The organism is Xanthomonas sp. NCPPB 2586 (genome assembly GCF_041475775.2).
Lineage (GTDB): Bacteria > Pseudomonadota > Gammaproteobacteria > Xanthomonadales > Xanthomonadaceae > Xanthomonas > Xanthomonas campestris.
In genome coordinates this window covers 1,185,328-1,208,263 of record NZ_CM192981.1, presented here as the reverse complement: position 1 = coordinate 1,208,263, position 22,936 = coordinate 1,185,328, and the positions used below count along the sequence as shown (strand labels likewise).

Annotated in this window: 18 protein-coding genes, 1 tRNA gene and 3 pseudogenes; 12 read left to right on the top strand and 10 right to left on the bottom strand. The window is 63.2% G+C overall.

The window, feature by feature from the left end:
• Positions 1–11: 11 nt before the first annotated feature.
• Both dndC and ACCQ09_RS05080 read right to left on the bottom strand, forming a co-directional pair.
• Positions 12–1,169, bottom strand: a complete 1,158-nt coding sequence (gene dndC / locus ACCQ09_RS05085) for a DNA phosphorothioation system sulfurtransferase DndC (protein WP_228427691.1) — start codon at positions 1,167–1,169, stop codon at positions 12–14.
• Positions 1,170–1,300: 131 nt separating this feature from the next.
• Positions 1,301–1,582, bottom strand: coding sequence for a helix-turn-helix domain-containing protein (locus tag ACCQ09_RS05080; RefSeq protein WP_040940782.1), 282 nt, complete (start codon positions 1,580–1,582; stop codon positions 1,301–1,303).
• Between the two features lie 161 nt (positions 1,583–1,743).
• Here ACCQ09_RS05080 and ACCQ09_RS05075 point away from each other — a divergent pair, with 161 nt between their 5' ends.
• From ACCQ09_RS05075 to ACCQ09_RS05065, 3 genes are read left to right on the top strand one after another with little or no spacing between them, the layout of a single operon-like run.
• Complete coding sequence (locus ACCQ09_RS05075) at positions 1,744–2,505, top strand: hypothetical protein (RefSeq protein ID WP_040942245.1); 762 nt, start codon at positions 1,744–1,746, stop codon at positions 2,503–2,505.
• Positions 2,506–2,554: 49 nt separating this feature from the next.
• Positions 2,555–2,869: a hypothetical protein gene (locus ACCQ09_RS05070; protein ID WP_014090899.1), complete on the top strand. Its 315-nt coding sequence runs from the start codon at positions 2,555–2,557 to the stop codon at positions 2,867–2,869.
• Complete coding sequence (locus tag ACCQ09_RS05065) at positions 2,866–3,201, top strand: hypothetical protein (RefSeq protein WP_040940781.1); 336 nt, start codon at positions 2,866–2,868, stop codon at positions 3,199–3,201. Before ACCQ09_RS05070 ends, ACCQ09_RS05065 begins: the two co-directional genes overlap by 4 nt.
• 118 nt (positions 3,202–3,319) lie before the next feature.
• Here ACCQ09_RS05065 and ACCQ09_RS05060 read toward each other — a convergent pair whose 3' ends face one another.
• The 5 genes and pseudogenes from ACCQ09_RS05060 to ACCQ09_RS05040 form a co-directional block, all read right to left on the bottom strand.
• The gene (locus ACCQ09_RS05060) at positions 3,320–3,886 is read right to left on the bottom strand and encodes a hypothetical protein (protein WP_162866360.1); all 567 of its coding nucleotides are present in this window, start codon (positions 3,884–3,886) and stop codon (positions 3,320–3,322) included.
• Entirely contained in the window at positions 3,883–4,116 is a 234-nt protein-coding gene (locus ACCQ09_RS05055; protein ID WP_162866359.1) for a hypothetical protein, read from the bottom strand. Before ACCQ09_RS05055 ends, ACCQ09_RS05060 begins: the two co-directional genes overlap by 4 nt.
• Positions 4,117–4,233: 117 nt before the next feature.
• A pseudogene (locus tag ACCQ09_RS05050) lies at positions 4,234–5,801 on the bottom strand (tyrosine-type recombinase/integrase).
• A gap of 67 nt (positions 5,802–5,868) precedes the next feature.
• Positions 5,869–5,942, bottom strand: a tRNA-Gly gene (locus tag ACCQ09_RS05045).
• Positions 5,943–6,064: 122 nt separating this feature from the next.
• Positions 6,065–7,882, bottom strand: coding sequence for an autotransporter outer membrane beta-barrel domain-containing protein (locus ACCQ09_RS05040; RefSeq protein WP_505508610.1), 1,818 nt, complete (start codon positions 7,880–7,882; stop codon positions 6,065–6,067).
• Positions 7,883–8,037: 155 nt separating this feature from the next.
• On the opposite strand from ACCQ09_RS05040, the gene thiS reads away from it, so the two are divergent.
• The 4 genes from thiS to ACCQ09_RS05020 all read left to right on the top strand — a co-directional run bounded on the left by thiS (position 8,038) and on the right by ACCQ09_RS05020 (position 11,941).
• Entirely contained in the window at positions 8,038–8,238 is a 201-nt protein-coding gene (gene thiS, locus ACCQ09_RS05035; protein ID WP_016944633.1) for a sulfur carrier protein ThiS, read from the top strand.
• Between the two features lie 48 nt (positions 8,239–8,286).
• On the top strand, positions 8,287–9,081 hold the full coding sequence (locus tag ACCQ09_RS05030) for a thiazole synthase (protein WP_011038257.1): 795 nt from the start codon (positions 8,287–8,289) through the stop codon (positions 9,079–9,081).
• Positions 9,082–9,226: 145 nt separating this feature from the next.
• Entirely contained in the window at positions 9,227–10,012 is a 786-nt protein-coding gene (gene trmB / locus ACCQ09_RS05025) for a tRNA (guanosine(46)-N7)-methyltransferase TrmB (RefSeq protein WP_011038258.1), read from the top strand.
• A gap of 66 nt (positions 10,013–10,078) precedes the next feature.
• Complete coding sequence (locus tag ACCQ09_RS05020) at positions 10,079–11,941, top strand: SLC13 family permease (protein ID WP_011038259.1); 1,863 nt, start codon at positions 10,079–10,081, stop codon at positions 11,939–11,941.
• A 345-nt stretch (positions 11,942–12,286) separates the two neighbouring features.
• Here the strand turns inward: ACCQ09_RS05020 and ACCQ09_RS05015 are convergent, their stop codons facing one another.
• A complete protein-coding gene (locus tag ACCQ09_RS05015; protein WP_040942244.1) occupies positions 12,287–12,628 on the bottom strand; it encodes a Rieske (2Fe-2S) protein in 342 nt (113 codons plus the stop codon).
• A 416-nt stretch (positions 12,629–13,044) separates the two neighbouring features.
• On the opposite strand from ACCQ09_RS05015, the gene ACCQ09_RS05010 reads away from it, so the two are divergent.
• The 5 genes and pseudogenes from ACCQ09_RS05010 (at position 13,045) to ACCQ09_RS04990 (ending at position 17,254) form a co-directional block, all read left to right on the top strand.
• Positions 13,045–13,320, top strand: a complete 276-nt coding sequence (locus ACCQ09_RS05010; protein ID WP_011038261.1) for a hypothetical protein — start codon at positions 13,045–13,047, stop codon at positions 13,318–13,320.
• Between the two features lie 92 nt (positions 13,321–13,412).
• The gene (locus ACCQ09_RS05005; protein ID WP_012437544.1) at positions 13,413–14,126 is read left to right on the top strand and encodes a fumarylacetoacetate hydrolase family protein; all 714 of its coding nucleotides are present in this window, start codon (positions 13,413–13,415) and stop codon (positions 14,124–14,126) included.
• A 62-nt stretch (positions 14,127–14,188) separates the two neighbouring features.
• On the top strand, positions 14,189–14,620 hold the full coding sequence (mscL, locus tag ACCQ09_RS05000; RefSeq protein WP_011038263.1) for a large-conductance mechanosensitive channel protein MscL: 432 nt from the start codon (positions 14,189–14,191) through the stop codon (positions 14,618–14,620).
• 114 nt (positions 14,621–14,734) lie between these two features.
• Positions 14,735–16,153 (top strand): annotated as a pseudogene (locus ACCQ09_RS04995) (M20/M25/M40 family metallo-hydrolase).
• 51 nt (positions 16,154–16,204) lie between these two features.
• Entirely contained in the window at positions 16,205–17,254 is a 1,050-nt protein-coding gene (locus tag ACCQ09_RS04990) for a LacI family DNA-binding transcriptional regulator (RefSeq protein ID WP_040940776.1), read from the top strand.
• Between the two features lie 348 nt (positions 17,255–17,602).
• On the opposite strand, the pseudogene ACCQ09_RS04985 reads toward ACCQ09_RS04990, so the two are convergent.
• A pseudogene (locus ACCQ09_RS04985) lies at positions 17,603–19,233 on the bottom strand (glycoside hydrolase family 6 protein).
• A gap of 747 nt (positions 19,234–19,980) precedes the next feature.
• Positions 19,981–22,917, bottom strand: coding sequence for a TonB-dependent receptor (locus ACCQ09_RS04980; RefSeq protein ID WP_040940774.1), 2,937 nt, complete (start codon positions 22,915–22,917; stop codon positions 19,981–19,983).
• Positions 22,918–22,936: the final 19 nt, after the last annotated feature.

Genomic DNA, 22,936 nt, shown 5'->3' with positions numbered 1-22,936 from the left:
CCCCTGTGTCCTTACTTGGAACCTGCAACGGCCCGTGCTTCATCCACGGACCTGGTGGCAAACATGCTGGCGTCTTCGGCCCAAATCTCTCGGATTCGGATGACCTCTGACTCCTCAATGATCTTGCTCTTGGTCTCCCGCTCGAGCGCCAGAACTCGGTCTAGAACCTCCCGACGCGTTTCCAGAGTGAAGGGGCCTGGAATGAAGACCCCCTCGTTGGTGATGGTCAACTTGCCATTTCTTCGGCGAGCCAGGCGGCGCTCGGGGTCATTCCGGATCCCAGCCAGCCAATCTCGGAAGTCGACCAAGGGAGTGAATTCGCCATAGCCCGCCTCGACAAACCCCATCAGGCTCTTGTCCTTCTCCACCACTGTGCATGTCCAGCAGCCAAACCGAGAGTTCGAGGTTCCACAGCCTGGCGCATCATCCTGGGATAACACAGTCGGGCACTCGGCCGCGCCCGCGTCCATGTATAGCTGGATCAGCGCGCTGTGCGACCCTCCCCACGGCGGGGGAGTGAAGGCTAAATATTCCCAAACCTCGTCCGTGGACAGCTCCACGATGGGGCGGAAGACCATACAGTTGAGAAGGTCGTTATGCCGATTTAGCCGTTCGCCATTGTCGTAACGGGCAACCGTAGCGGCGCGCGTGGAGCTCTCCGAGCGTCGGACGCCCAGAAGAAGGATCACCTGCCCTGCCATGTCCGCTTGCGAGCGAATGTATTGGCTCGTCGGCTGGATTTTCATCCGGTCCGTGCACCAGCGAAACGACCTGTTCGGGGGCGGGTAGCCCCTACCAATCAGGTTCACCCAGAAGGTGGAATCCGTTTCGGGGCGTGTGGTCACCACTCGAACCGGCATCCGCCAAGCATTGGCGGCGTGGTCGATTTCAGACTGGACCGTGGCAACGTGGGTGACGACCAGCGGGCTTTCCACGAGGGTGTCATTGGACACGATATGAACCTCTCGCGTCCGCTCATGGGGAGCAAGAGACATCAGGACATCGAAGACCAGATGCGTAACAAGGGTGCTGTCTTTGCCACCGGAAAAGCCAATGACCCAGGGGTGTTGATGATCGGCCAGGTATTCCTCTCGAATTTCCTGCTGAATGCGCTGAATTTTCTTCCCCAGCGCGGGGTCCATCTGGGGGCGGGGACGTGCAATGCTCATCATCAGATTGTCTCATAGGCTTGATGCAACCAAGCCGGGCTAGGCCGCAAAAAAAGGCCCCGCCATCGTGAAAGGCTTTGTATCGACTAGGCCTGGGTGAGCGCGCTGCGGCCAGCTCAAGGCACACCGAGCTAGTCCGAAGTGCCGTCAGAAGTCAGATGGCGCTTGACGAGATCTAGCACGGCTTGTTGCCGCTCCTCGGGCAGCCGAGCAACCAAGAGGATGACTTCGGCCAGGACATCAGATCCGGCGTGGAAGTAGGCCTCCGGAACCCCCAAGACATCGCTCAAGGCAGCTAACGTCTCGTGGTCAGGCTCTCGCTCCCCCCGCTCGTAGCGGGAGAGTCGTGACGAGGCAGCTTTCTCGTTCATCCCCAGCAGCGCTCCCAGTTCGACTTGCGACAAGCCCGCCACGCGCCTGGCCGCACGTAGGCGACGACCAAAGACGGAACTTGTGGGCAGAGATGCGGGCATGGAGATCTAACTAAGGGCTGACCCCCAAGTCTGCACCGAGTAGCATCCTAACGCACTTATCTGCCAATATGGCAGATATAACCACACCCAGCAGAGGCGACATGGAACTTTCAGGACAAGGAGCGTTCGCAGCGCTCCTGGCGTTGACACTCGTCTCGCCGTTCACCACCCACGCCCAGGACGTGCCGGCGCAGAAGCCCGGCTTCCTGCGCCAGATCGGCGGCAGTTTGAAGGACGCAGGCCAGCGGATGGTCGGCATCCAGCCGAACGCCGGCACTAAGGCCGGCAGCCAGGGGACGGGCTCGATCTACACGCCTATCAGCGGCGCCGGAAAGCTGCCCGGGCTATTCAAGGGCGACAACCACCAGCAGGCCCAGCTCGGGAAGTTGGACTGGCCCCGGGTGGCGCTCACGTTCACCGAATGGGGCGCTTCCCTGCCCTGCTGGACAGCGGAGGCCCGCATCTGGACCAGTCCGACCGCGTCGAGCGTTGAGACCTTCCGCACTTGCTTCGATGCAGCAGTGACTGAAACGGACGACCTGGGCGAAGTGGCCGAGCTCAACAACGCAGCGCTGTGGAAAGGCCGGGACTCGCTCAGCGGCATCCGGGTGCCGCCTAGCAAGCCGAACACGGGCGCCCAGCGCTCCGTAGGCCCCAACCCGCCGGCCCAACCCTTTGTCGTCAACGTTTCCCGCCCCGGCGTGGCTGACCGGGCCGTCGACGTGGCCCTTCGCGTGGCCTGGGTCTCGGGATTCCTCCAGACCGCTGATCTGCACCCGGGCCCGTCCGGAATGCTGACGCCCTTCAAAGACACCAGGCTCTGGATTGCTGCCTTCAGGCCCGACGGGAACCGCGACAAGTAAGAGCCCGCTTCGCCCTCCCCCCTCCCTTTACCCAGCAAAAAGGAACGACATGAAAAACGCATGGATCGGCCTGGTCGCATCGACCGTGGCCCTGGGCCTGACCGCCTGCGGCGGCAAGCCTTCATCTGACAACGCCAAGGAGGCCTTTGTGCAGCTGCTGAAGGAAAGCGGCGCCGGCCAAGTGACCGACGTCCAAAACTTCGAACTGACCGGCTGCGTGGAAGCGCAAGGCGCCGACGGCTATCGGTGCGACACGCGCGGCCAAGCGGTGCTGAACATCGAGGGCCGGCAGGTGCCGATCCCCGTCAGTAAAAATCTTCGATATGCGAAGGCCGACGGCACCTGGAGGGCCTACGCCAAATGAGCGCCCCTCTGCTTGACCAGCGGGTGCCCGCTCGGCGCAAGCTCATGACCCCACGGGACCGGTTCTTTTGGTGGTATTCGGGAGCATTGCTTCTCCTGGGACCTTTTGGGTTCGTCGTTGGGCCGATGATGGCCCAGCGCGGAAACCGGAAGGCGGCTCGCCTCTATCCAGCAGAGGCCCGCATGTCCCATACGCGGGACGAGGGCTTTGCGTGGTGGCAGTGGTGGGCCATGACCATCCTCACCCTGATGGCCGCATTTGGGGCCTTCGCCGTGCTGAGTGGGATGCCGATGTTCCTTTTCGTGCTTTACGCACAGCTGACCCAAGCCTGAAAGCGTTCACAGGAGCGAAGAAGGCCCCTAGTTGGGCCTTCTTCGCAGGCAAAATGAAGCGAAATATTCTTCCTACGATCTACTCACCGGCTCCCACGTTATATCTGAGCGCAGCGCGTCAACCGCAATCCACCTGCCCAGTGTCATCTTCCGTTTCTTTTTCTTTAACTTGATTTTGTCGAGCCGCGAGTGTCTCAGCGAGCTTTGCCGCAGCTGCAGCGCTCTTGAATGCCCCACTCGTCTCCCTGTTATCAAACAATACTTTTCCAATCCTTGGACTGGAGCAACCGGGTGGCGTATAAAACCAGCGCTCTGTATAAGGCAAAGCCAGCACATCCTTATCAACCAGAGAAAACTTCGTGTCAGAAACAAGCTGGTCTTCGACGCCATGTTTCTTGTATCCAGTGCCCGCAGATCTCTTCCAGACCACGAAATCACCGGCACCTATGTGACGTTTTTGGCCACTAGGACCAATCACACTAGTGCCGCCTGCAACTATAAGAAACTCATTTCCTTCGCCATCGACAGCATTAGCGAGCACGAGCACGGGATGACGCTGTGCATGCTTCACTTGCACGCCAGTGGCGGTCCTATACTCGAAATAGCACCAGAGAATACTTCCACTCTCAGGCAACTTCCCAGGGACTTTTTTCCAATCGGCAGCATCCATGCTCAGTTGAATCATCCAAGCTTTGAGAAGATGCTGTCTGTGATTTGAAGACGAACAGGCCCAACTGCCTTTTTGACCGCAGTCAGTTCGCTCTCATTCAGCCATTCAGCAGCAATCGGAAGTGGCCTGCGAGCGGCCGCCCCCGTCACCTCACGGGTGGAAGCAGCAATACGCTCAACAAATGCCTCACCCTTGAAAGCGACACGAGAAGACATCAAGCCGAAGGTTTTGTTGGAAGCGGTCATATACCCATCCTCATGTGAGACGCTTACAGTTCGCCCCTTAGCGCCAACTTAGCACGCATTGCTATATTTTTCAATGCCTGTTAGCTACCCCTTACGACACCGCCCAAACAACGATCCTTAACGAATGACAGGCAGGTTCAGACTGCCTTTAAAGTGTCCTGGCTCGTAGCTAGGCAGTGTGGCAAGTTCACCCAACTTCGCGAGTGTCGCCACTCGGTCAGGCAGGCTCCGCCTGTCGATGTAGAACTTCTCCAGGACGGTCTGGCCAGTGCCATGGCCCGTAAGCGCCCCAATTGCCGAAGCCGACACCCCCGCCTCGTCAAGCTTTGAAGCGATGGTGTGGCGGAACCCGTGGAATCCCTGCCCCTTCTCCGAGACGCCTTGCCGCTTGATGTAGACCGAGAACTGGCGGCTGAGCTGCCGTCCGTAGCCCAGCCCGGTCGAGTTGGGCAGGTCCGGGAATAGCCGCTCGACCCCAGCTTCCCTTGCCTCCTCCACGTAGGTGAGGAACCCGGCCTCGATAACCGGCCGGGCCAGCGGAATAAACCGCCGGCTGTGCTTGTTCTTGATGCTCTGCTTCTTCCCGATCTTCCGGACGAAGAAGCCGGGCACGCCGTCGATGGTGTCGATGTCCTCAAGCCGGAGCTGTGCGATCTCGTTGACGCGAGCGCCGGAGTAGAGCCCAAGGATCGGCCCGAACCACCGATGCGGGTATTTCGACGCCCACTTCGGGAACTCCACCGGGTCAAAGATGGCCTTCAACTCGGCGTCCGTGAAAGGCGAGCCCGTGTCTTCCGAGTCAGGCGTGGAAATCGCTCGGATGCCTGCCAGTGGGTTCACCGCCAGGTGTTGCCCTCGACCAGCGACACCAGGAACACGCTTAGCCGTTGCCGGTGCTTCGCCATGGTCCACGCCGCCGGTTCCGGCTCCTGGTTCTTCTTCGCCAGCTTGATGACCTCGGGCACCGACAGGTCCCGATAGGCCGGCCGCTTGGTTGCATTCGAAGGCCAGTAGCGCACGCCCTCGAAGAAGGCCCGCACGTGATCCTGGGTCAGCGAGGCCACGGGGACGTCCTTGCCGATGATTCCGGCAAACAGGCGCAAGGTATGGCGGCTTTCCAACACGGTCTTCTGATGCAGACGGGCCCCGGCCAAGTCCCTCAAATGATCGGCCATCGCCTTGGACAGCATCAGCGCCTTCGGTGCGCCGCCGGAAATGCGTTGACTGCCCTCGCGCAACTGTTGCCGACGCTTGGCCACCCTCGCCGCAATGACCTCGGTGGGCTCTGTCTGCCGCGCCCGCACCATGAGGTCTCCGAAGAGCCCGGCATCGGCAGGGTTGTCCAGCTGCGCCTGAGCGATGCGCGTGCCATCCGGCAGCGTCACATCTTTCAGCGTCAGCTCTTTGATGTCCCCATTGCGAACCTTTTCCAGCAGTTCTTCCAGATCCACGGTCATCCCTTTCCGCATGGCATCGAATGCCATCGATAGTGCCATCCCCATCGTGGCCGCCGCCAGCCTGGCGTGGTCCCCACGACGGTTTCCCAGCGATCGGACAAGGTAACGCGAGCCGATGGAGGCTCGAAGATCGGTGGGAACAAAGAAGCGCGCATACAGGCCGGCTGAGCGCGACATCATCAGAGGCTTGGGCAAGATTGATACCTCGATTGATACCTCAAGGGGCATCGCTCGGAATCATCAATCGGTCTGAATATCCAACTCAATCAAGTAGTTACGGACTGAGTAGAAGCTCTGGAGCGGGCGATGGGAATCGAACCCACGTCAGTAGCTTGGGAAGCTACAGCTCTACCATTGAGCTACGCCCGCGTGGCGTGGGCAGAGTTTATGCGCCGGCAGGCCTTGGGCGCAATGCGTGTCGCACATGACAAGGGCCGGTTACCCGGCCCTTGTCGTAGACAGCCTTGACGCTGCGGGTGCAGCGGGTACGGTCAGAAGTTGCCGCTAAAGTTCACGAACACGGTGGCGTCGCGGGCGCTGCGCTGGGCGGTGGTGGTGCTCAGGCCGATGTTGCTCTGCAGGCCCCAGATGCCGGTGCGGGCGCCCAGCACGACGGTCGCGTAGTTGCGGTCGAAGTTCTGGCCCGGGACGGTGTACATGCCCACTTCCGGCATCGACTGCAGCCAGGCGCTGGCTTCGGTGCCGTCCTTGAACTCGTGGTCGTAGGTGGCCTGCAGGTACGGCTTGACCGGCGCGCCATCCAGGCGCACCTGGAAGCCGATGCGGCCCACCAGCGAGTCGATGTCCTGGTCGGCATAGCCCAGCGCGGTGGAGCTTGCGTTGCTTTCGGTGTAGCCGTCGAGCTTGAGCTTCTGCCAGGTCAGGCCGACCACCGGGCCGTACTTGACGTTGCCTTCGCCCAGCGAATAGCCGGCATTGACCGCGGCAGTGAGGTTACTGCCGTCCGGCGAGCCGCTGTGCACGCGGGTGGCCGGCCCCAGCTGGACTTCGCGGTCCACGTCGTAGCTCAGCCAGCTGTAGCTGACCTGGGCGTTGACCCAGACCGGGCCGGTGTACCAGCCGACGAAACCGCCCAGCGTGGTGTCATCCTGCTTGAAGCTGCCGTTGCGGTTGCCGAAGTCGGCATCCATGCGGCCGAAGCCGGCAAAGCCGCCGAACACCAGGTCACCGGCGGTCCAATCCACGCCGAACAGGCCGGCCGGCGCCATGCCGTCGTACAGGTCCGCATCGTCGTAGCGCTGAATGTCGCCACGCACGCTCCCCCACCAACGCAGGCCATCGGCCTCGGGCTTGCCATCAAGGTGCCAGGCCACCTGGTCGGCACGTGCGCGGCCGCCGGCCTGGGCGGAGCGCGTCAGCACCTGCTGCAGGCGCGGCGCTTCCAACAGCGAGATGGCGTACTGGCCCAGGATCTGGTGGGTGGACGTGGTGGGGTGGATGCCGTCGGCGAACACATAGGTGTTGGGCGCGTTCGCGGCGACCAGGCTGGTCGGGTTGCAGGCCGGCAGCGCCAGCGCCGGGTTGCAGGCGGTGCCGGTGACGTTGCTGAAACCGTAAGTGCCCGGGTCGGCAACCACTTCCTGCAGGATGTGGAAGGTATCGACCGGGATCACCCGCAGGCCGGCCGACTGCAGGCCGTTGAACAGTGCGGTGTTGTAGGCGGTGGCAGCGGCCGTGCCCTGCGCCATGGCGGCGGCACCGCCGGCGCGGAAGCGCGGGGTGATGCCCACATCCGGAATGGTCGGCACCATCACATAACGTGCGCCAGCGGCCTGCAGCGCGCCAACCGCGCCCACCTGCGCGGTCACGGCGCTGCCGATGATGGCCTGCGCCTGGGCAGGCGCGGTGGCTGCAGCGAGCAGGTCATTGGCGCCGCCCCACACGGTGTACAGCGCATTCGGGTTGGCCTGACCACCGTTGGCCGCCAAATAGGTATTGACCTGGCTGGTCACCGACGGTGCTGCGCCGAGCGCGCTGACCGAACTGGCCTGGATGCGCGCGCCGCCGGCAGCATAGTTGTCGCCGGTCTGGCCATTGCCGTTGGGCGCCGCATTGGTGCCGAAGTGGTCGCCCACGTATTCGGCCCACACCCAGCCCGGGTTGGTGGTGAACTTGCCGGTGACCGCGCGCGAGGCGGCCGGCAGCAGCGGGTTGTAGTAACCGCTGTCGGTGAGGCTGTCACCGAAGAACACGGTTTGATCGAAGGCCGAGTCGGCCATGGCCGGGCTGGCCGCCAGCGCGATGGCCACGGCCATCAGGGAACGGATCGGGCGAAGGGTTGAAGCCATGGGAATGCCTGCTCAAGGTAGAGTGGAACCGGACCGGCCTGCATACGTACGCCGGCGAATGGCACATCGTTTCACCCTCGCCGTCCACGCTCACGCTGCATTGCCGCATAACGCAAAACGCGCGCCCTGGCGGCACGCGATGCAACAATGATGACATGAACATTCAACTCAACGGCACTCCACGCACGCTTCCCGACAACGTGCTGTTGTCCGCGCTGCTGGAACTTGAAGGTCTGTCGCAGCGCCGCGTTGCGGTGGAGGTCAATGGCGAAATCGTCCCGCGCGGGTTGCACGCCACCCATGCGCTGCGCGAGGGCGACGTGGTGGAAATCGTGCATGCACTGGGCGGCGGTTGATCGCGGTGATGGCCGGCGCATCCACGCCCGATCGGTGATAATCGCCGCATGACACTTTCCGCCCCCTCCGATGCGCTGGTGATCGCCGGCAAGCCCTACCGTTCGCGCCTGCTGACCGGCACCGGCAAGTTCAAGGACCTGGACGAAACCCGCCTGGCCACCGAGGCCGCTGCCGCGCAGATCGTCACCGTGGCCATTCGCCGGGTGAACATTGGCCAGGACCCCAACGCGCCCAGCCTGCTCGACGTGCTGCCGCCGGACCGCTACACCCTGCTGCCCAACACCGCCGGCTGCTACACCGCCGAAGACGCGGTGCGCACCTGCCGGCTGGCCCGCGAGCTGCTGGATGGCCACAACCTCACCAAGCTGGAAGTGCTGGGCGACGAGCGCACGCTCTATCCGGACGTGGTGCAGACGCTCAAGGCCGCCGAACAACTGGTCGCCGACGGTTTCGAGGTCATGGTGTACACCTCCGATGACCCGATCCTGGCCAAGCGGCTGGAAGAGATCGGCTGCGTGGCGGTGATGCCGCTGGCCGCGCCGATCGGCTCGGGCCTGGGCATCCAGAATAAGTACAACCTGCTGGAAATCATCGAAAACGCCAAGGTGCCGATCATCGTCGACGCCGGCGTGGGCACCGCCTCCGATGCCGCCATTGCGATGGAACTGGGCTGCGACGGCGTGCTGATGAACACCGCCATTGCCGGTGCACGCGACCCGATCCTGATGGCCAGCGCGATGCGCAAGGCGATCGAAGCCGGCCGCGAGGCGTTCCTGGCTGGCCGGATTCCGCGCAAGCGCTACGCCTCGGCATCGAGCCCGGTCGATGGCGTGATCGGATGAGCAGGCGTGCCGAGATGGCCTTGCATGCGCGGTCTGCGCCTGGCGCGGGCTGCGGCGCGCGACGCCTGCTTGGCTTGCATTTTTCATTTACTCACACCCCTCTCCCGGTGGGACAGGGGCGTTGTTCGCCGATGGCTGATTTTTCATGACTGATCCTTTCACCAGCGACGGCGCCAAGATGCCGCCCAAGCCCTTCACCATCGAAGAAGGTCGCCGCCAGGTGCGCAGCTTCGTGTTGCGCCAGGGCCGCTTTACGCCGGCGCAGCAGCGCGCGTTCGACGAGCTGTGGCCGCGCTTCGGTCTGGACTACACCGGCGCCCCGCGTGACCTGGACGCCGTGTTCGGCCGCCCCGCACCCAAGGTGCTGGAGATCGGTTTCGGCAATGGTGCGGCCTTGCGCTTCGCAGCCCAGCACGACCCTGCGCGCGACTACATCGGCATCGAGGTGCATGCCCCCGGTGTCGGGCGGCTGCTCAATGCGCTGGACGATGACGGCGCCACGCATGTGCGCCTGTATCACCACGATGCAGTGGAAGTGCTCGAGCGCGAGATCGCCGACGGCGCGCTGGATGAAGTGCGCATCTATTTCCCGGACCCGTGGCACAAGAAGCGCCACAACAAGCGCCGCCTGGTGCAGCCGGCGTTCGCGCAGTTGCTGGTGCGCAAGCTGCGCGATGGCGGCCGCTTGCACGCGGCCACCGACTGGGCCGACTACGCCGAACAGATGTGGGACGTGCTCGACGCCACAGAAGGCCTGGTGAATCGCGCCGGCCCACGCGGCCACGTCGCACGCCCCGCCTGGCGCCCACAAACCCATTTCGAGACCCGTGGCCAGAAGCTGGGCCATGGCGTGTGGGATTTGCTGTATGACCGGGAATCGGGAATGGAGAATCGGGAATCGCCAGGGCAGGCGCCAGCGGCGCCCGGATAACCTGCACGCGTCAGCGCCATCCGTTCTTGCCATTCCCCATTCCCGACTCCCCATTCCCGGCACCTCATGGACACCGCGCTAACGCTGACCAACGACATGAAGCTCGTCCTCGGGCTGGTCGGCTTTACGATGGCGATGTTCCTGTTCGAGCGCATCCGCGCCGACGTGGTGGCGTTGATCGTGTTGGTGGTGTTGGGCGTCACCGGGCTGGTGGCGCCGGAGGAACTGTTTGGCGGCTTCTCCGGTAACGCGGTGATGAGCATCATCGCCACCACCATCCTGGGTGCGGGGCTGGAGCGCACCGGCGCCTTGAACCGCCTGGCCACCTGGTTGCTGCGGCGTTCGCACGGCAGCGAGCAGAGGCTGATGATGATGACGCTGGGCATTTCCGGCCTGAATTCGTCTTTCATGCAGAACCCCTCGGTGATGGCGCTCTACCTGCCGGTCGCCTCGCGGCTGGCCGCACGCACCGGGCTCACCTTGCAACGCATGCTGTTGCCGATCGCCGCGGCGATCGTGATGGGCGGTGCGCTCACCATGGTGGGCAATTCGCCGCTGATCCTGCTCAACGATTTGTTGGTGTCGGCCAACAACAATCTGCCCTCGGGCATGGCCAGCATCGAGCCGTTGACCATGTTTGCGCCGCTGCCGATCGGCCTGGCGCTGCTGGTTGCCGCCTTGCTGTATTTCCGGTTTTACGGCGACCGCAAGTTGATCGAGGAAGAGCGCCTGATCAATGAGGGCGTCACGCCTTCGCGCACCGAGAGCTATTTCGCCAAGACCTACGGCATCGACGGCGATGTGTTCGAGCTCACCGTCACCGCCGAAAGCCCACTGGTGGGCATGACCCTGGGCGAGGCCGAAGCCATTCACGATGCGCCGCTGCTGTTGGCGCTGAAGACCGGCAACGACACCCGCCTGGCCCCGCCGGCCGACATGCGCATCTGGGTCGGCAGCGTGCTGGGTGCGATGGGCAAGCGCCAGGACGTGACCGACTTTGCGCAGAACCATTTCCTGCGCATGTCCTCGCGCCTGCGCAACCTGGGCGATCTGTTCAACCCAAGCCTGGCCGGCATTTCCGAGGCGGTGATTCCGCCCAACTCGCGCCTGATCGGCAAGAACGCCGCCGAGCTGCGGCTGCGCAAGCAAAGCGGCATCAGCCTGCTGGCGATCAACCGCGACAAGCAGGTGATTCGCGAGGACGTGCGCAACGTGGCACTGCGCGCCGGCGACATGCTGGTGTTTCACAGCATCTGGCAGGACCTGGCGCAGGCCGCGGAAAGCCGCGACTTCGTGCCGGTCACCGACTTCCCGAAGGGCGAACAGCGCCCGCACAAGTTCAAGATCGCGATGGCGATCTTCGCCTTCACCATCCTGATTGCGCTGACCTCCAAGTTGCCGGTGGCACTGACCTTGATGACCGGCGTGGCCTGCATGCTGGTGACCGGCGTGCTGCGCATGGACGAGGCCTACGCCTCGATCAACTGGAAGACCATCTTCATGATGGCCGGGCTGATTCCGCTCGGCTGGGCGATGGACAGCAGCGGCACCGCGGCGTGGGTGGCCGGCCACACCATCGACCGCCTGCCGGAAGGCATGCCGGTGTGGGCGCTGGAGATCAGCCTGGCCTTGTTGACGACCGCTTTTTCACTGGTGATCAGCCATGTCGGCGCGACCATCGTGATGGTGCCGATCGCGGTCAACCTGGCGCTCGCGGCCAACGGCAACCCCACGGCGTTCGCCTTGATCGTAGCGTTGTCGGCATCCAACAACCTGATGACCGCCTCCAACCCGGTGATCTCGATGGTGACCGGCCCGGCCAACTACCAGCCGCGCGAGCTGTGGCGCGTGGGCGCACCGCTGTCACTGATCTACATCGTGGTGATGGTGACGATGATCAACCTGATGTTCTGGTGGGCGGCGCGCTGAGCGCGTTGTGGCGGTAGAGGGGGAGCGTCGCGCCTCTGCGCTGAGTGATGGCGCGCCGTCGTGCCGACTTTACGAATACGTGCGGTGCGCTGCGGTCGATGCATGCAATCCATTGCAGTGGCGCTGCGATCAATGGGCACTCTTTGCAGTGAGCATCTGACCGGCGGCGGCATCGCAACACGCGGATAGGCGTGACTGGCACTGGCAGTGCGTGGCGGATGCCGGTGCACTGCGCGCACTACCTCCAGCAGTCTTGCAGTCCAACAGTCTTGAAACGTGCGGTCTGCAGCATAGCGACGACTGCCCTCGCGATGCCGCATGAAGCCCATCTACGCCCACGCCAGCTCACCCCAGCAGCAACTGCTCGCCATCGATGCGCACCGGCACCGCCACCAGCGATTGACCGCGACACGGCCCGCTGACGCATTCGCCGGCATCCAGCTCGAACGCCGCGCCGTGCGCGGCGCACACCAGCTGGCCTTCCTTGGTCTTGAGAAACTGGCCGGGCGCCCAATCCAGCCGGCGGCCAGCGTGCGGGCACACGTTCAACCAGGCGCGGACCTGTGCACCGTCGCGGTACAACACCACCGATTCCGGCCCGCCATCCCACAGTGCTTCGACTTCTAAAAATCCGGCATCGGGAATCTGCGCCAACGGAATCGGCGCGGTGGGCGGTAGTGACGACATGGGATCGATCGCTGCGAACAGACCTGATTGTGCCATGCCGCTCCATGGAGACTGCGCCCAGGCGCATTGCGCCATTTCAACGCGGCGGCGTCCGCGCAACTGCGGCTCCGCGCGGCTTCGGCCATCGCGCATTCCTAACAACCAACGCGCCTGGCTATCAGACAGACCGCAAGGCAACTTCCCCACTACACGCTGCAACTTCCGCAACCAACTGCAACTAGCCGATCACAGCTAAGCCGTCGCAGTTAGCAGACACAACCGCGTGCAAGCCCAACAACAACACGCGAAGCGCGTGGTTCCCAACACAACCAATGTGATGGGCTTAACAGAACGGCACTCGATTTAACGAACTTTTCACTCAATGACATGAAACCGCAACGATACTGCCCCCTCGTTTCCTCCGGCAGCCCACCGCCATGCCCGCACGCATCTTCCAATTCGGCAACCTCCACCACCTGTTTGCGCCGCGCAAGCCGCGTCACCCGTTGGTGCGCGTTGCCGCTGGCCTCGCCGGCCTGGCTATCCTGGCCGTGCTGATCTTCTTCAGCGTGTTCGTGGGCGCTGCAATGATCCTTGGTGGCGTGGCCTGGAAATTGTTGAGCAAGTCCAACCGCCGCGCGCCGCAGCACGCCCGCGTGGTGGAGGCCGAGTACCACGTAGTGCGCAAGCCGGCCCTTCCGCTCTCGCACTGAGCCGCACGCTGCAGCGCGCCTGAGGCGCCAGTTGTTTTCGCCTGCACCGCCAAGCAGCTAGACTCACGCGTCCTGTCTTCGAGGATGCGTGCATGACCCACGATGTGATTCCCGCTGCCGATGTCCCGCGCATTCCGGTGGTGGGTGGCGGTAGTTTTCCGGTGCACCGCATCTATTGCGTCGGCCGCAACTTTGCCGATCACGCCCGCGAAATGGGCGCCACCGCGCCGGCGTCCAAGGCCGAACGTGGCCAGCCCACGTTCTTCATGAAACCGGCCGACGCCATCGTGGTGGGTCATGGCGACCACATCCCCTACCCGCCCGGCACCAAGGAGCTGCACCACGAGGTGGAGCTGGTGGTGGCCTTGGGCAGCGATGCACCCGCCGGTGAACTGCCTGTGGACCAGGCCGAGGCCCTGATCTATGGCTACGGCGTGGGCCTGGACCTGACCCGTCGTGATCTGCAGGCCGCGGCCAAGGCCAAGGGCCTGCCCTGGGACATCGCCAAGGGCTTCGATCATTCCGCACCGATCAGCGAGCTGGTGCATGCCGGCGAAGTGGGTGCACTGGATGCATTGAACCTGTCGCTGGAAGTCAACGGCGAAGTGCGCCAGCAATCGTTGCTGGACCAGATGATCTGGAATGTGCCGGAGATCCTGCACGAGCTGTCCAAGCTCTATGCATTGCGCGCGGGCGATCTGATCTTCATGGGCACGCCGGCAGGCGTCGGCCCGTTGTTGCCGGGCGATCACTTCAGTGCGCGCCTGGAAAACGTGGCCGAACGCCACGGCATCATCGCGGGCTGACATCGGCCGGGCTACGATCGCTGCAGCGGCAGTGGGTCCGCGTCCCCCATCTGGAGTGCACTATGGGAATGGTCAGCGAATTCAAGCAATTCGCGATGCGTGGCAATGTCATCGACCTGGCGGTCGGTGTGGTCATCGGCGCGGCGTTCGGCAAGATCGTCACCGCGCTGGTGGAAAAGATCATCATGCCGCCGATCGGCTGGGCCATCGGCAACGTGGATTTTTCGCGGCTGGCGTGGGTGCTCAAACCGGCGGGCGTGGATGCCACCGGCAAGGAAATTCCTGCCGTGGTGATCGGCTACGGTGACTTCATCAACACCGTCGTGCAGTTCGTGATCATTGCCTTTGCGATCTTCCTGGTGGTCAAACTGATCAACCGCCTCAGCCAGCGCAAGCCGGATGCTCCCAAGGGCCCGAGCGAAGAAGTGCTGCTCCTGCGCGAGATCCGCGACTCGCTCAAGAACGACACGCTCAAGAATCCGACCGTGCCGTAAACAAGCGGCCACATCCTTGCGCGCACTTCGCACACGAGGATGACTTTTCGCACGCAGACGGGGAACCTCGCGCTGATAAGCTCGGGGTCCCCCTTGTCGTTGGAGCCGTCCTGCATGCGTCGCCTCGCTGTCGCCATCTCCGCCCTGCTTGCCACCTCCGCAGCGCTTGCCGCGCCCACCAGCATTCCCGATAACGCGTTGCGCACCGCCGCGCAGTTGCGCGAGCAGGCGCTGGCCGACAGCACCGGCTTTGCAGTGGTGGAATCGTTGACCACCGAAGTGGGCCCGCGCATTGCCGGCGGTGAAGCGGATCCACGCGCGGTGGCCTGGGCCAAGGCGAAGTTCAAGTCCTTGGGCTTTGACAAGGTCTGGACCGAGCCGGTCACTTTCCCCAAGTGGGAGCGCCGCAGCGAGCAGGCCGCCGTCATCGGCGCACATGCGCAGCCCTTGCATATCACTGCGCTGGGCGGCAGCCCGGGCGGCACCGTGGAAGGCGAGATCGTGCGCTTCGAGAATCTGGCTGCACTGCAGGCGGCGCCGGCGGGTTCCCTGGCCGGCAAGATTGCCTTTGTCGACTACCAGATGGTCAAGGCGCGCGACGGCAAGGACTACGGCAACGGCGGCGCAGTGCGCAGCAAGGGCCCTTCCGAAGCAATCCGCAAAGGCGCCATCGGCTTTGTGATGCGCTCGGCCGGCACCGACTCGCATCGCGTACCGCACACCGGCATCACCCGTTTCGATGAAGGCCTGACCCCGGTACCCGCAGCGGCATTGTCAGTGCCCGATGCCAACCAGTTGGCACGCCTGGCAGCCCTGGGTAGCACCCGCGTGCGGCTGGCGCTGGATTGCGGCTGGGATGGCACGGCCACTTCGTACAACGTGATCGGTGAGATCACCGGGCGTAGCAAGCCGAAGGAAGTGGTGGTGATCGGCGGGCATCTGGATTCGTGGGACCTGGGCACCGGCGCCATTGACGACGGCGCGGGCGTGGCGATCACCATGGCCGCCGGCCATCTGATCGGCCAGCTCAAGCAGGCGCCCAAGCGCACGATTCGCGTGGTGGCCTTCGCCAACGAAGAGCAGGGCCTGTACGGCGGCAAGGCGTATGCGGCTGCGCATGGCAAGGACGCCAAGGACATGGCGCTGCATCAGATTGGCGCTGAAAGCGACTTCGGTGCCGGGCGCATCTACGCCTTCAACACCGGTTCGGCGGCGCCGGAACAATCGCGCGCGGCCACCTAGCAGATTGCCGAAGTGCTGAAGCCGCTGGGCATCGCGTATGAGCCCAGCAAGGGCGGCCCTGGCCCGGATGTGGGGCCGATCTCTGCCAAGGGCGGTGCCTGGGCGTGGCTGGCGCAGGACGGCACCGACTACTTCGATCTGCACCACACCGCAGACGACACGCTGGACAAGATCGACCCGAAGGCGCTCGCGCAGAACGTGGCCGCCTACACCGTGTTCGCGTATCTGGCCGCCGAAGCCGATGGCGATTTCGACAGCCGCGCAAAGTCTGTGCAGCCGCCGAACGAGTAAGCTGAGGCGCACTGCCAGCGGTGCGCTTCAACTCCAGGACGAGCACACACGATGGCGGCCAAGCGGCAACGCACTGCGACCACGGCAGCAACCCTGCTGGATGTCGCCAAACACGCAGGCGTCTCGCCGATGACGGCCTCGCGCGTCATCAACCGCCACCCGCATGTGGGCGAAGACATGCGGGTGCGGGTGGAGGCCTCCGTGCAGGCCTTGGGCTACCGGCCGAATCTGGCCGCTCGCTCGCTGCGCACCAGTGGATTGCTGCGCATCGGCGTGCTGTACAGCAACCCGAGCGCGGCGTACCTCAATCAATTCATGCTCGGCCTGCTCGAACAGAGCAGTCTCAATGGCAGCCAGGTGCTGGTGGAGAAATGCGGCGCCATCCGCAGCCAGCGCGCTGCCACCGAACGCCTGCTCGCCGCCGGCGTGGATGGCGTGATCCTGCCGCCACCGTTGTGCGATTCACGCCAGACCATTGCCGAACTCGATGCACGCGGCATCCCGGTGGTGGCGGTGGCCAGTGGCGCACCGATGGCGCAGATCAGCTCGGTGCGCATCGACGACTACCAGGCCGCGCGCGCGCTCGTCGATCATCTGATCGCGCTTGGCCATCGCCGCATCGCCTTGATCAAGGGCGACCCCAAACACACACCCAGCGCGCTGCGTGCCAGTGGCTACGCCGACAGCCTGCAAGCGGCGGGGCTGGAGATCGATGAGGCGCTGATCGCCGAGGGGTTGTTCACCTATCACTCGGGCCTGCTCGCCGCGCGCGTATTGCTCGCAGAACCCGCACCGCCCACGGCGATCTTCTGCAGCAACGACGACATGGCAGCAGCCACCGTAGCGGTGGCGCATGGGCTGGGCCTACGCGTGCCCGAGGATGTGTCGGTGGCCGGCTTCGACGACACGCCGGTGGCGACCACCATCTGGCCCGAACTCACCACCGTGCATCAGCCAGTCACCGCCATGGGCCGCGCAGCGGTCTCGCTGCTGGCCGAAGCCATTCGCGAACGACGCAAGGGCGCACCAGTGCAAGGCGTGCATCAGGTGATGAAGTACACGCTGGTGAAACGCGGTTCGACGGCGGCGCCGGTGGTGTGATGTGGTGATGGTTGCAAACGTATGGCTGCACGTGCAACGCACAAAAAAAAACCGCATCGCTTCCCGCCGATGCGGCCAAATGGGAGGGTGCCCGGGCTTGCGACCGGGCGAACTGCAGCCACCGGCCTATGCCAGTGATGGGAAGCACAGCAATCCGGCTCAGACGATCAGAGCGAAGTTCGCAATTTCGTACTGACACACGACGCCCATGCAGGCAAAGCGCGAAAACAGCTGCATGACACGATGTGTAGGGCTGCGGGGCTCACTGATGGCGGCCGTCGTGTTCACGACCGCCATCACCGCAGACTGCGTTGCGATCAACTCATTGCACTGAGAAGAGCAAGACGGCTACTTGTTCGGCCGGGCGATCACCAAAGCCGATGGCGCGCTCGCACCTGCCGCGTTGTTGGCCGTCACCACGTACGTGTACACGGCACCATTGACGACCGCGCGGTCTACATAGGCGGTTGAGATGACGTTGCTGCTCACCGTCGTCAATGCGCCCGTGGTGCCGGCGCGGCGCTGCACCGTGTAGCTAGCTGCGCCGCTCACGGCTGACCAGCTCAGCTTGACAGTGCTATCTCCCACCGTAGCGGTGAGCCCACGGGTTGCAGCCGGCACCTGGCGCGGTGGCAGTGCAACAGATGCGGCGCTGGCGGTCGCGATGTCCGGATAGGCGTTGTTGACCAGCGCAACGAACTGGTTGTGGAACCAGGCGCCGGAAATCGGCGCGCCCGGCATCGCACCACTGAGCACGCCGTCGGCCGTGGTGTAGGTGGGGTCGCACATCCGGTCGAAGCCCTTGCCTTCATTATTCGGAATCAGCGTGCTGGAACCATCCGACTCACCCGGTGGCTTGACCCATGCGTAGGCATCCAGATGCGCACCGGGCGCTGCAGCGGGCGGCATACCGATCCCTGCGTTGCTCTGATTGCACCAATTGCCACGATGGAGCCGGCGATCGATGCGCCCGGAATTCACATAGGTCGTGATGTCGCTGCCGACTGCCGCAGTCGGACGATTCGGCCCGCCCCAGCCATTGCGCCCGGTATCGATGATGAAGCCGATCGTGCCCGGCCAGCCCGCACCGACGAATCCGCTATACAGCGCCTGGGTGAAATCGGTCTCGTCGAAATACGGATTCCATTCGTAGTACTTGGCCGATTTAATCGGCTGGCCATTCACGCTCAACTCGGGGTTGGGCAAATTGGGCTCGTTCAACGGCGTGGTATTGGCGGTGTTGGTCACAAAGCCATCGACGCTGGACAGGCCCGCGGCAGTGCCCTGCACCACGCGCGTGTACAGCGCAATGGTCGGGCCGCGATTGCTATCCCAACCCAGCCAGCCGGAATGGCCGATATCCAGATAATTGTAGGTATTGGGAATTGCGTGCAGCTTGTCGATCGCATACTTGATGCCGGCCTCGTAGATGCCGGTGGAATTGGCCAACGCGCAGCGCATGTCGTTCAAGTTGGTGACAAGGTTGGGCAGGCTATCCGGCTCGATGACATTGACGATGCGGATGTCCTTGTACTTCGGATCGGCAAAGATGCCGGCAATCACGTCGATGTAGTCTTTCTTGTAGCGCTCCAGCGCTGCGGGAGTGAGCGGCAGTTCACCATTGGATGCCAATGCATGGCAGTCGCGCCCGGGCAGATCGTAAATGACGAAGCTGGCGGTGATGGGTGTGTTGGCCTTCTTTTGCGCCAGCGCCGCGTCCAGATGCGCGCGCAAACCGAGGCGCCCGGCGTTCTTTGAGCCGCCGGCAATCGCATCGATGCGATCGAGCCAGACCGCCGTGGGAGTATTTTTGACCACACCCATTTTCGCCTTGAGCGGCACACTTTCACTTTCGCAATCGATGCATCCACCTTCTTTGCGTAATCCGGATTCACATAGCCGGTTGCGCCTACGAAGGGATTATCGACATGCGATTGCGCGGACACCGCCGCGATCAGCAAAGGGTTTGCAACCAGCAATGACAACGCCAGTGTGCGCTTGATATTGCGACGGATGCCTTGATTGGAACGCATGGTATTCACCTTTTTCCGTGGTTGGTTCTCAGGGATTGCGGATGTTCTTTCAGCACGACCGTGGTGGTATTGGCCTACTCCCATTCCTGTAAAGGCACCCATCGAAGACTCCTTGGAAGGCGATCGGACACGCTCCGCCAGCGCACATCCGCAACGGCGTACGAGGGCAAGACATCAGCAACGCGTACGCAAGGAGGCAGGGCCAGATGGCCTTGATCCAGACGAAAACGCATAACGCTCAGCGTGTATCAGGGGCAGGGTACCGGGCCGATAAGCGCGTTCCGGCACTTGCGTGATGAGTGGATGATCTCCAGGGAGCGAGTGAGCGAGCAGCATTGACTGCTGTGCTTGCGAGCGGCGTGACCAAGCTCGCCATGCGCAAACTACGCCGCAGCTGTGAGCGGCGCAATCGCCAAAGATTGCGTTCGGACCAGATCCGAATACCCGCTACACCCATCGGTGCAGTCCAGGCATTACGACACAAATGGATGTGCCAGCACGCACAAAAAACGGCCACATCGCTTCCCGACGATGCGGCCGAATGGGAGGGTGCCCGACGTTTCCGTCAGGCGTACTGCAGCGCCGCATGAAAACGGCGACGGGAAGAACGCGCAATGATCGCGTGGAGAGTCTCGCTAGAAGAACATGCAGCACGACGCGGATGCGCGCCATGCCGCATGGGGTGCAGCCGGATCAGAAACGCAAACGCAGGCCCGCGTAATAACGACGCTCGAAGATGTTCTGGTCGTAATAGTGGTTGGTCCACTGCGCGTAACGCCGCTCGCTCTCGCCGGTGAGGTTGGTGGCCTGTGCGTACAGCGTCAGGTGGTCGTTGACGTCGTAGCTGAAGGAGGCATCCAGATAACCGACGTCGTCGTTCCAGATCGCCAGCTCATCGCCCCACGCACCGCTATTGACCTGGCTGAAACGCTTGCTGCGCCAGTTGTAGGCCACGCGCGCCTGCAACTTGTCCTTTTGATACCACAGCACCGCATTGGCCTGGTGCTTGGAGTTGTCGCCGATCGGCAGCGTGTTGCCTTCGATATCGGTGTTGTCGGTATCGGCATCGGAGAAGGTGTAGTTGATGTTGGTGCCGAAACCGCTCAGCCAGCCGGGCAGGAAATCGAAGGCCTGTTGATAGCCGATTTCGAAGCCCTTGATCTTGCCGCCACCGCCATTGACGATGCGCTCCACCGGGCCGCCAAGCCGCACCACACCGTCGGCATCGGGCTGCGGCTCGATGTTGGTCACCGTGGTGGGGAACGACTTCACGTCGATCAGGAACGCGCCCACGCTGACCAACGACGCATCGGAGAAATACCATTCCCACGATGCGTTGTAGTTGGTGGCGCGGTACGGATCCAGATCCGGGTTGCCGGAACGGCCATTGAGAAACAGCACCGCATCGGAGGGCAGCGCAGGGTTACGCGGTGGCGTGCCGTTGACGGCGTAGAAGCTCACCAGACCACGACCGAGATCGGGGAGATCCTGACGTGCCACCGCCTTGTTGTAGGCGAAACGCAGTTTCTGCGCGTCGGTGATGTCCAGCGACAGGTTGGCGGTGGGCAGCACGTCGGTGTATTGGCGATTCAAACGGTTGGTACCAATCGCCGGGCTGACACCGTTCCATTCGACATTGCCGATAAACACGTTGCCGCTGCTCAGATACTGATCGATCGCCAGCTTGGTCTGCACGATGCGTGCGCCGATATTGGCCGTCCACGGCACCGCACTGCCGGTGCCGCCTTCCAGATTCGCCAGGAAATACGCCGCCGTGCTTTTTTCGGTGACCTTGTACGAATCGGCGGCCTGCTGGTAGGCCACGTTGCCCGGATACAGGCTGTTGATATACCCCACCGGGTCCTTCATGACCTGCGGATTGATCGCCGGCAGCCCCTGGCTTCCCAGGCCGGTAACCTTGAGCGGATCGAAGTCGTTGAAGTACGCCCAGTAGCCGGGGATGGAATTAAACGGCAGCAGGCGCGCTTCGGACACGCCGCTGCAGGTGTCGGAGATCAGCGGGTCCTTGAAGTAGTACAGCGAGCGGTTGGGGTCTGCGCATGTGGTCGACACCGGCGACAGGTAGCGATAGGTGTCCAGCTTGACCTCGCGCTCGCCGTAGCGGATGCCGAACTGGAAGCCGCGTACCACACCTTCGTCGAACTCGAAGGTGCCATCGGCACGGAATGCATCCATCGTCGCTTCGATCTTGTTGCCCTGCGCCCAGGTCGACATCAGCTGCCAGTTGTCCGGGTTGGACACATCGGTGCCGAGGTTGACCGCCGGGTAGGTGCCGCGGAAATCCACCGAGGCATCCACGGTTGGCAAGCCATTGGCGTTTGCCCATTGCGTCACGCCGCCAGCGCGGGTGATCTGATCGCCGCGAGTCACCACCGCATCGGCACGCGCTTCGTCGTAGGTGCGCTGTGCATCGCCATGCACCCAGCGGAACGATGCACGGAACGGGCCGCCGTCATCGAAGCGCAGCTCCAGGTTGGTGTTGAGCGAATCCGAATCGGCCACGCCGGCCATCGAATGTGCCTGGAAGCGGTTGTAGCGGAACTGGCCGTATTCGAGCACGCCGTTGGAATCGACCACCGATCCCGGCTGCAGCTGATTGGTGGCCCAGCCGGTATGCAGCTGCGCGGCCACCGAGGTGTCCTGGTCTTCGAGCTTGGTATAGGCCGCGTCGGCCAGCACCGTCCACGAGTCGTTGATGTTGAACTGAAACGAGCCGTTGACGCCGGTGCGTTGGCGGTCGGTGCTGCGGTTATCCAGTTCGGTGGCGACCCAGTTATAGAAATAATCACGCGGCAGGTTGGACGGATCGGTATTGCTGCCGATGCGGCCATCGCCGTTGAAGTCGAAGCCCACGTTCTGCTCGGTGGATTTTTGCGCGCCGTTGGAATACACGCTGGGGTGCTTGTTTTCCAGGGTGGCATCGGAATACGACACCGCCAGCAGGGCGCCCCAACGTTCGGTGCGGAAGCTGGCCAGGCCCGAGTACAACTCGTTGAGTTCTTCCACGCGGTCGCCGTAGGAACCTTCGGCCTGACCGCTGAAGGTCCAGCCTTCGGGCAGATCGAACGGGCGACGCGTCTTCAGCGAGACCGTGCCGCTGATGCCGCCATCCAGATCGGCGGCAGTGGGCGACTTGATTACGTCCACGCCGCTGAATAGTGTCGGCGGGATGTCGACAAAATCCGGCTGTGCGCGGCCGATGTTCGGTTGGCCGAATTGATCGCCACCACCTGCGCTCAGATACAGCTCACCATTCATCGTGGTCTGCACCTGCGGCATGCCGCGGATGTTGAGCTGTGAGCCCTCGCCGGCGGAGCGCCGGATCTGTACGCCGGGTACACGCTGCAGCGAATCGGTGATGGTGACGTCGGGCAGCTTGCCGATGTCTTCAGCCGAAATTGAATCGATGATTTGCGCGGCAGTGCGCTTGTTCTCGATGGCTTCGGCCTGCGCGCCACGCACACCCTTGACCATGACCTTGTCCAACTCGGTGACACCTGCGCCGGCACTGGCGTCCTGCGCTTGCGCGCCACCAGCCAGCAAGGTCAGTGCGGCCGCGAGCGCGGCGGCCAGCGGTGTATGACGTGTATTCGACAGCAACTTGTTCATGGTCCCCTCCCAGGGATGA

Bases quoted from the DNA above. Each gene is read 5' to 3' on its own strand.
- thiS (WP_016944633.1), top strand. From the start codon at position 8,038: ATGAACATTCAACTCAACGGCACTCCACGCACGCTTCCCGACAACGTG.
- ACCQ09_RS05010 (WP_011038261.1), top strand. From the start codon at position 13,045: ATGCCCGCACGCATCTTCCAATTCGGCAACCTCCACCACCTGTTTGCG.
- ACCQ09_RS05005 (WP_012437544.1), top strand. From the start codon at position 13,413: ATGACCCACGATGTGATTCCCGCTGCCGATGTCCCGCGCATTCCGGTG.
- ACCQ09_RS05070 (WP_014090899.1), top strand. From the start codon at position 2,555: ATGAAAAACGCATGGATCGGCCTGGTCGCATCGACCGTGGCCCTGGGC.
- ACCQ09_RS05065 (WP_040940781.1), top strand. From the start codon at position 2,866: ATGAGCGCCCCTCTGCTTGACCAGCGGGTGCCCGCTCGGCGCAAGCTC.
- ACCQ09_RS05060 (WP_162866360.1), bottom strand. From the start codon at position 3,886: ATGATTCAACTGAGCATGGATGCTGCCGATTGGAAAAAAGTCCCTGGG.
- ACCQ09_RS05030 (WP_011038257.1), top strand. From the start codon at position 8,287: ATGACACTTTCCGCCCCCTCCGATGCGCTGGTGATCGCCGGCAAGCCC.
- dndC (WP_228427691.1), bottom strand. From the start codon at position 1,169: ATGAGCATTGCACGTCCCCGCCCCCAGATGGACCCCGCGCTGGGGAAG.
- ACCQ09_RS05015 (WP_040942244.1), bottom strand. From the start codon at position 12,628: ATGTCGTCACTACCGCCCACCGCGCCGATTCCGTTGGCGCAGATTCCC.
- ACCQ09_RS04990 (WP_040940776.1), top strand. From the start codon at position 16,205: ATGGCGGCCAAGCGGCAACGCACTGCGACCACGGCAGCAACCCTGCTG.
- ACCQ09_RS05055 (WP_162866359.1), bottom strand. From the start codon at position 4,116: ATGACCGCTTCCAACAAAACCTTCGGCTTGATGTCTTCTCGTGTCGCT.
- ACCQ09_RS04980 (WP_040940774.1), bottom strand. From the start codon at position 22,917: ATGAACAAGTTGCTGTCGAATACACGTCATACACCGCTGGCCGCCGCG.
- ACCQ09_RS05075 (WP_040942245.1), top strand. From the start codon at position 1,744: ATGGAACTTTCAGGACAAGGAGCGTTCGCAGCGCTCCTGGCGTTGACA.
- ACCQ09_RS05040 (WP_505508610.1), bottom strand. From the start codon at position 7,882: ATGGCTTCAACCCTTCGCCCGATCCGTTCCCTGATGGCCGTGGCCATC.
- ACCQ09_RS05020 (WP_011038259.1), top strand. From the start codon at position 10,079: ATGGACACCGCGCTAACGCTGACCAACGACATGAAGCTCGTCCTCGGG.
- trmB (WP_011038258.1), top strand. From the start codon at position 9,227: ATGACTGATCCTTTCACCAGCGACGGCGCCAAGATGCCGCCCAAGCCC.
- mscL (WP_011038263.1), top strand. From the start codon at position 14,189: ATGGGAATGGTCAGCGAATTCAAGCAATTCGCGATGCGTGGCAATGTC.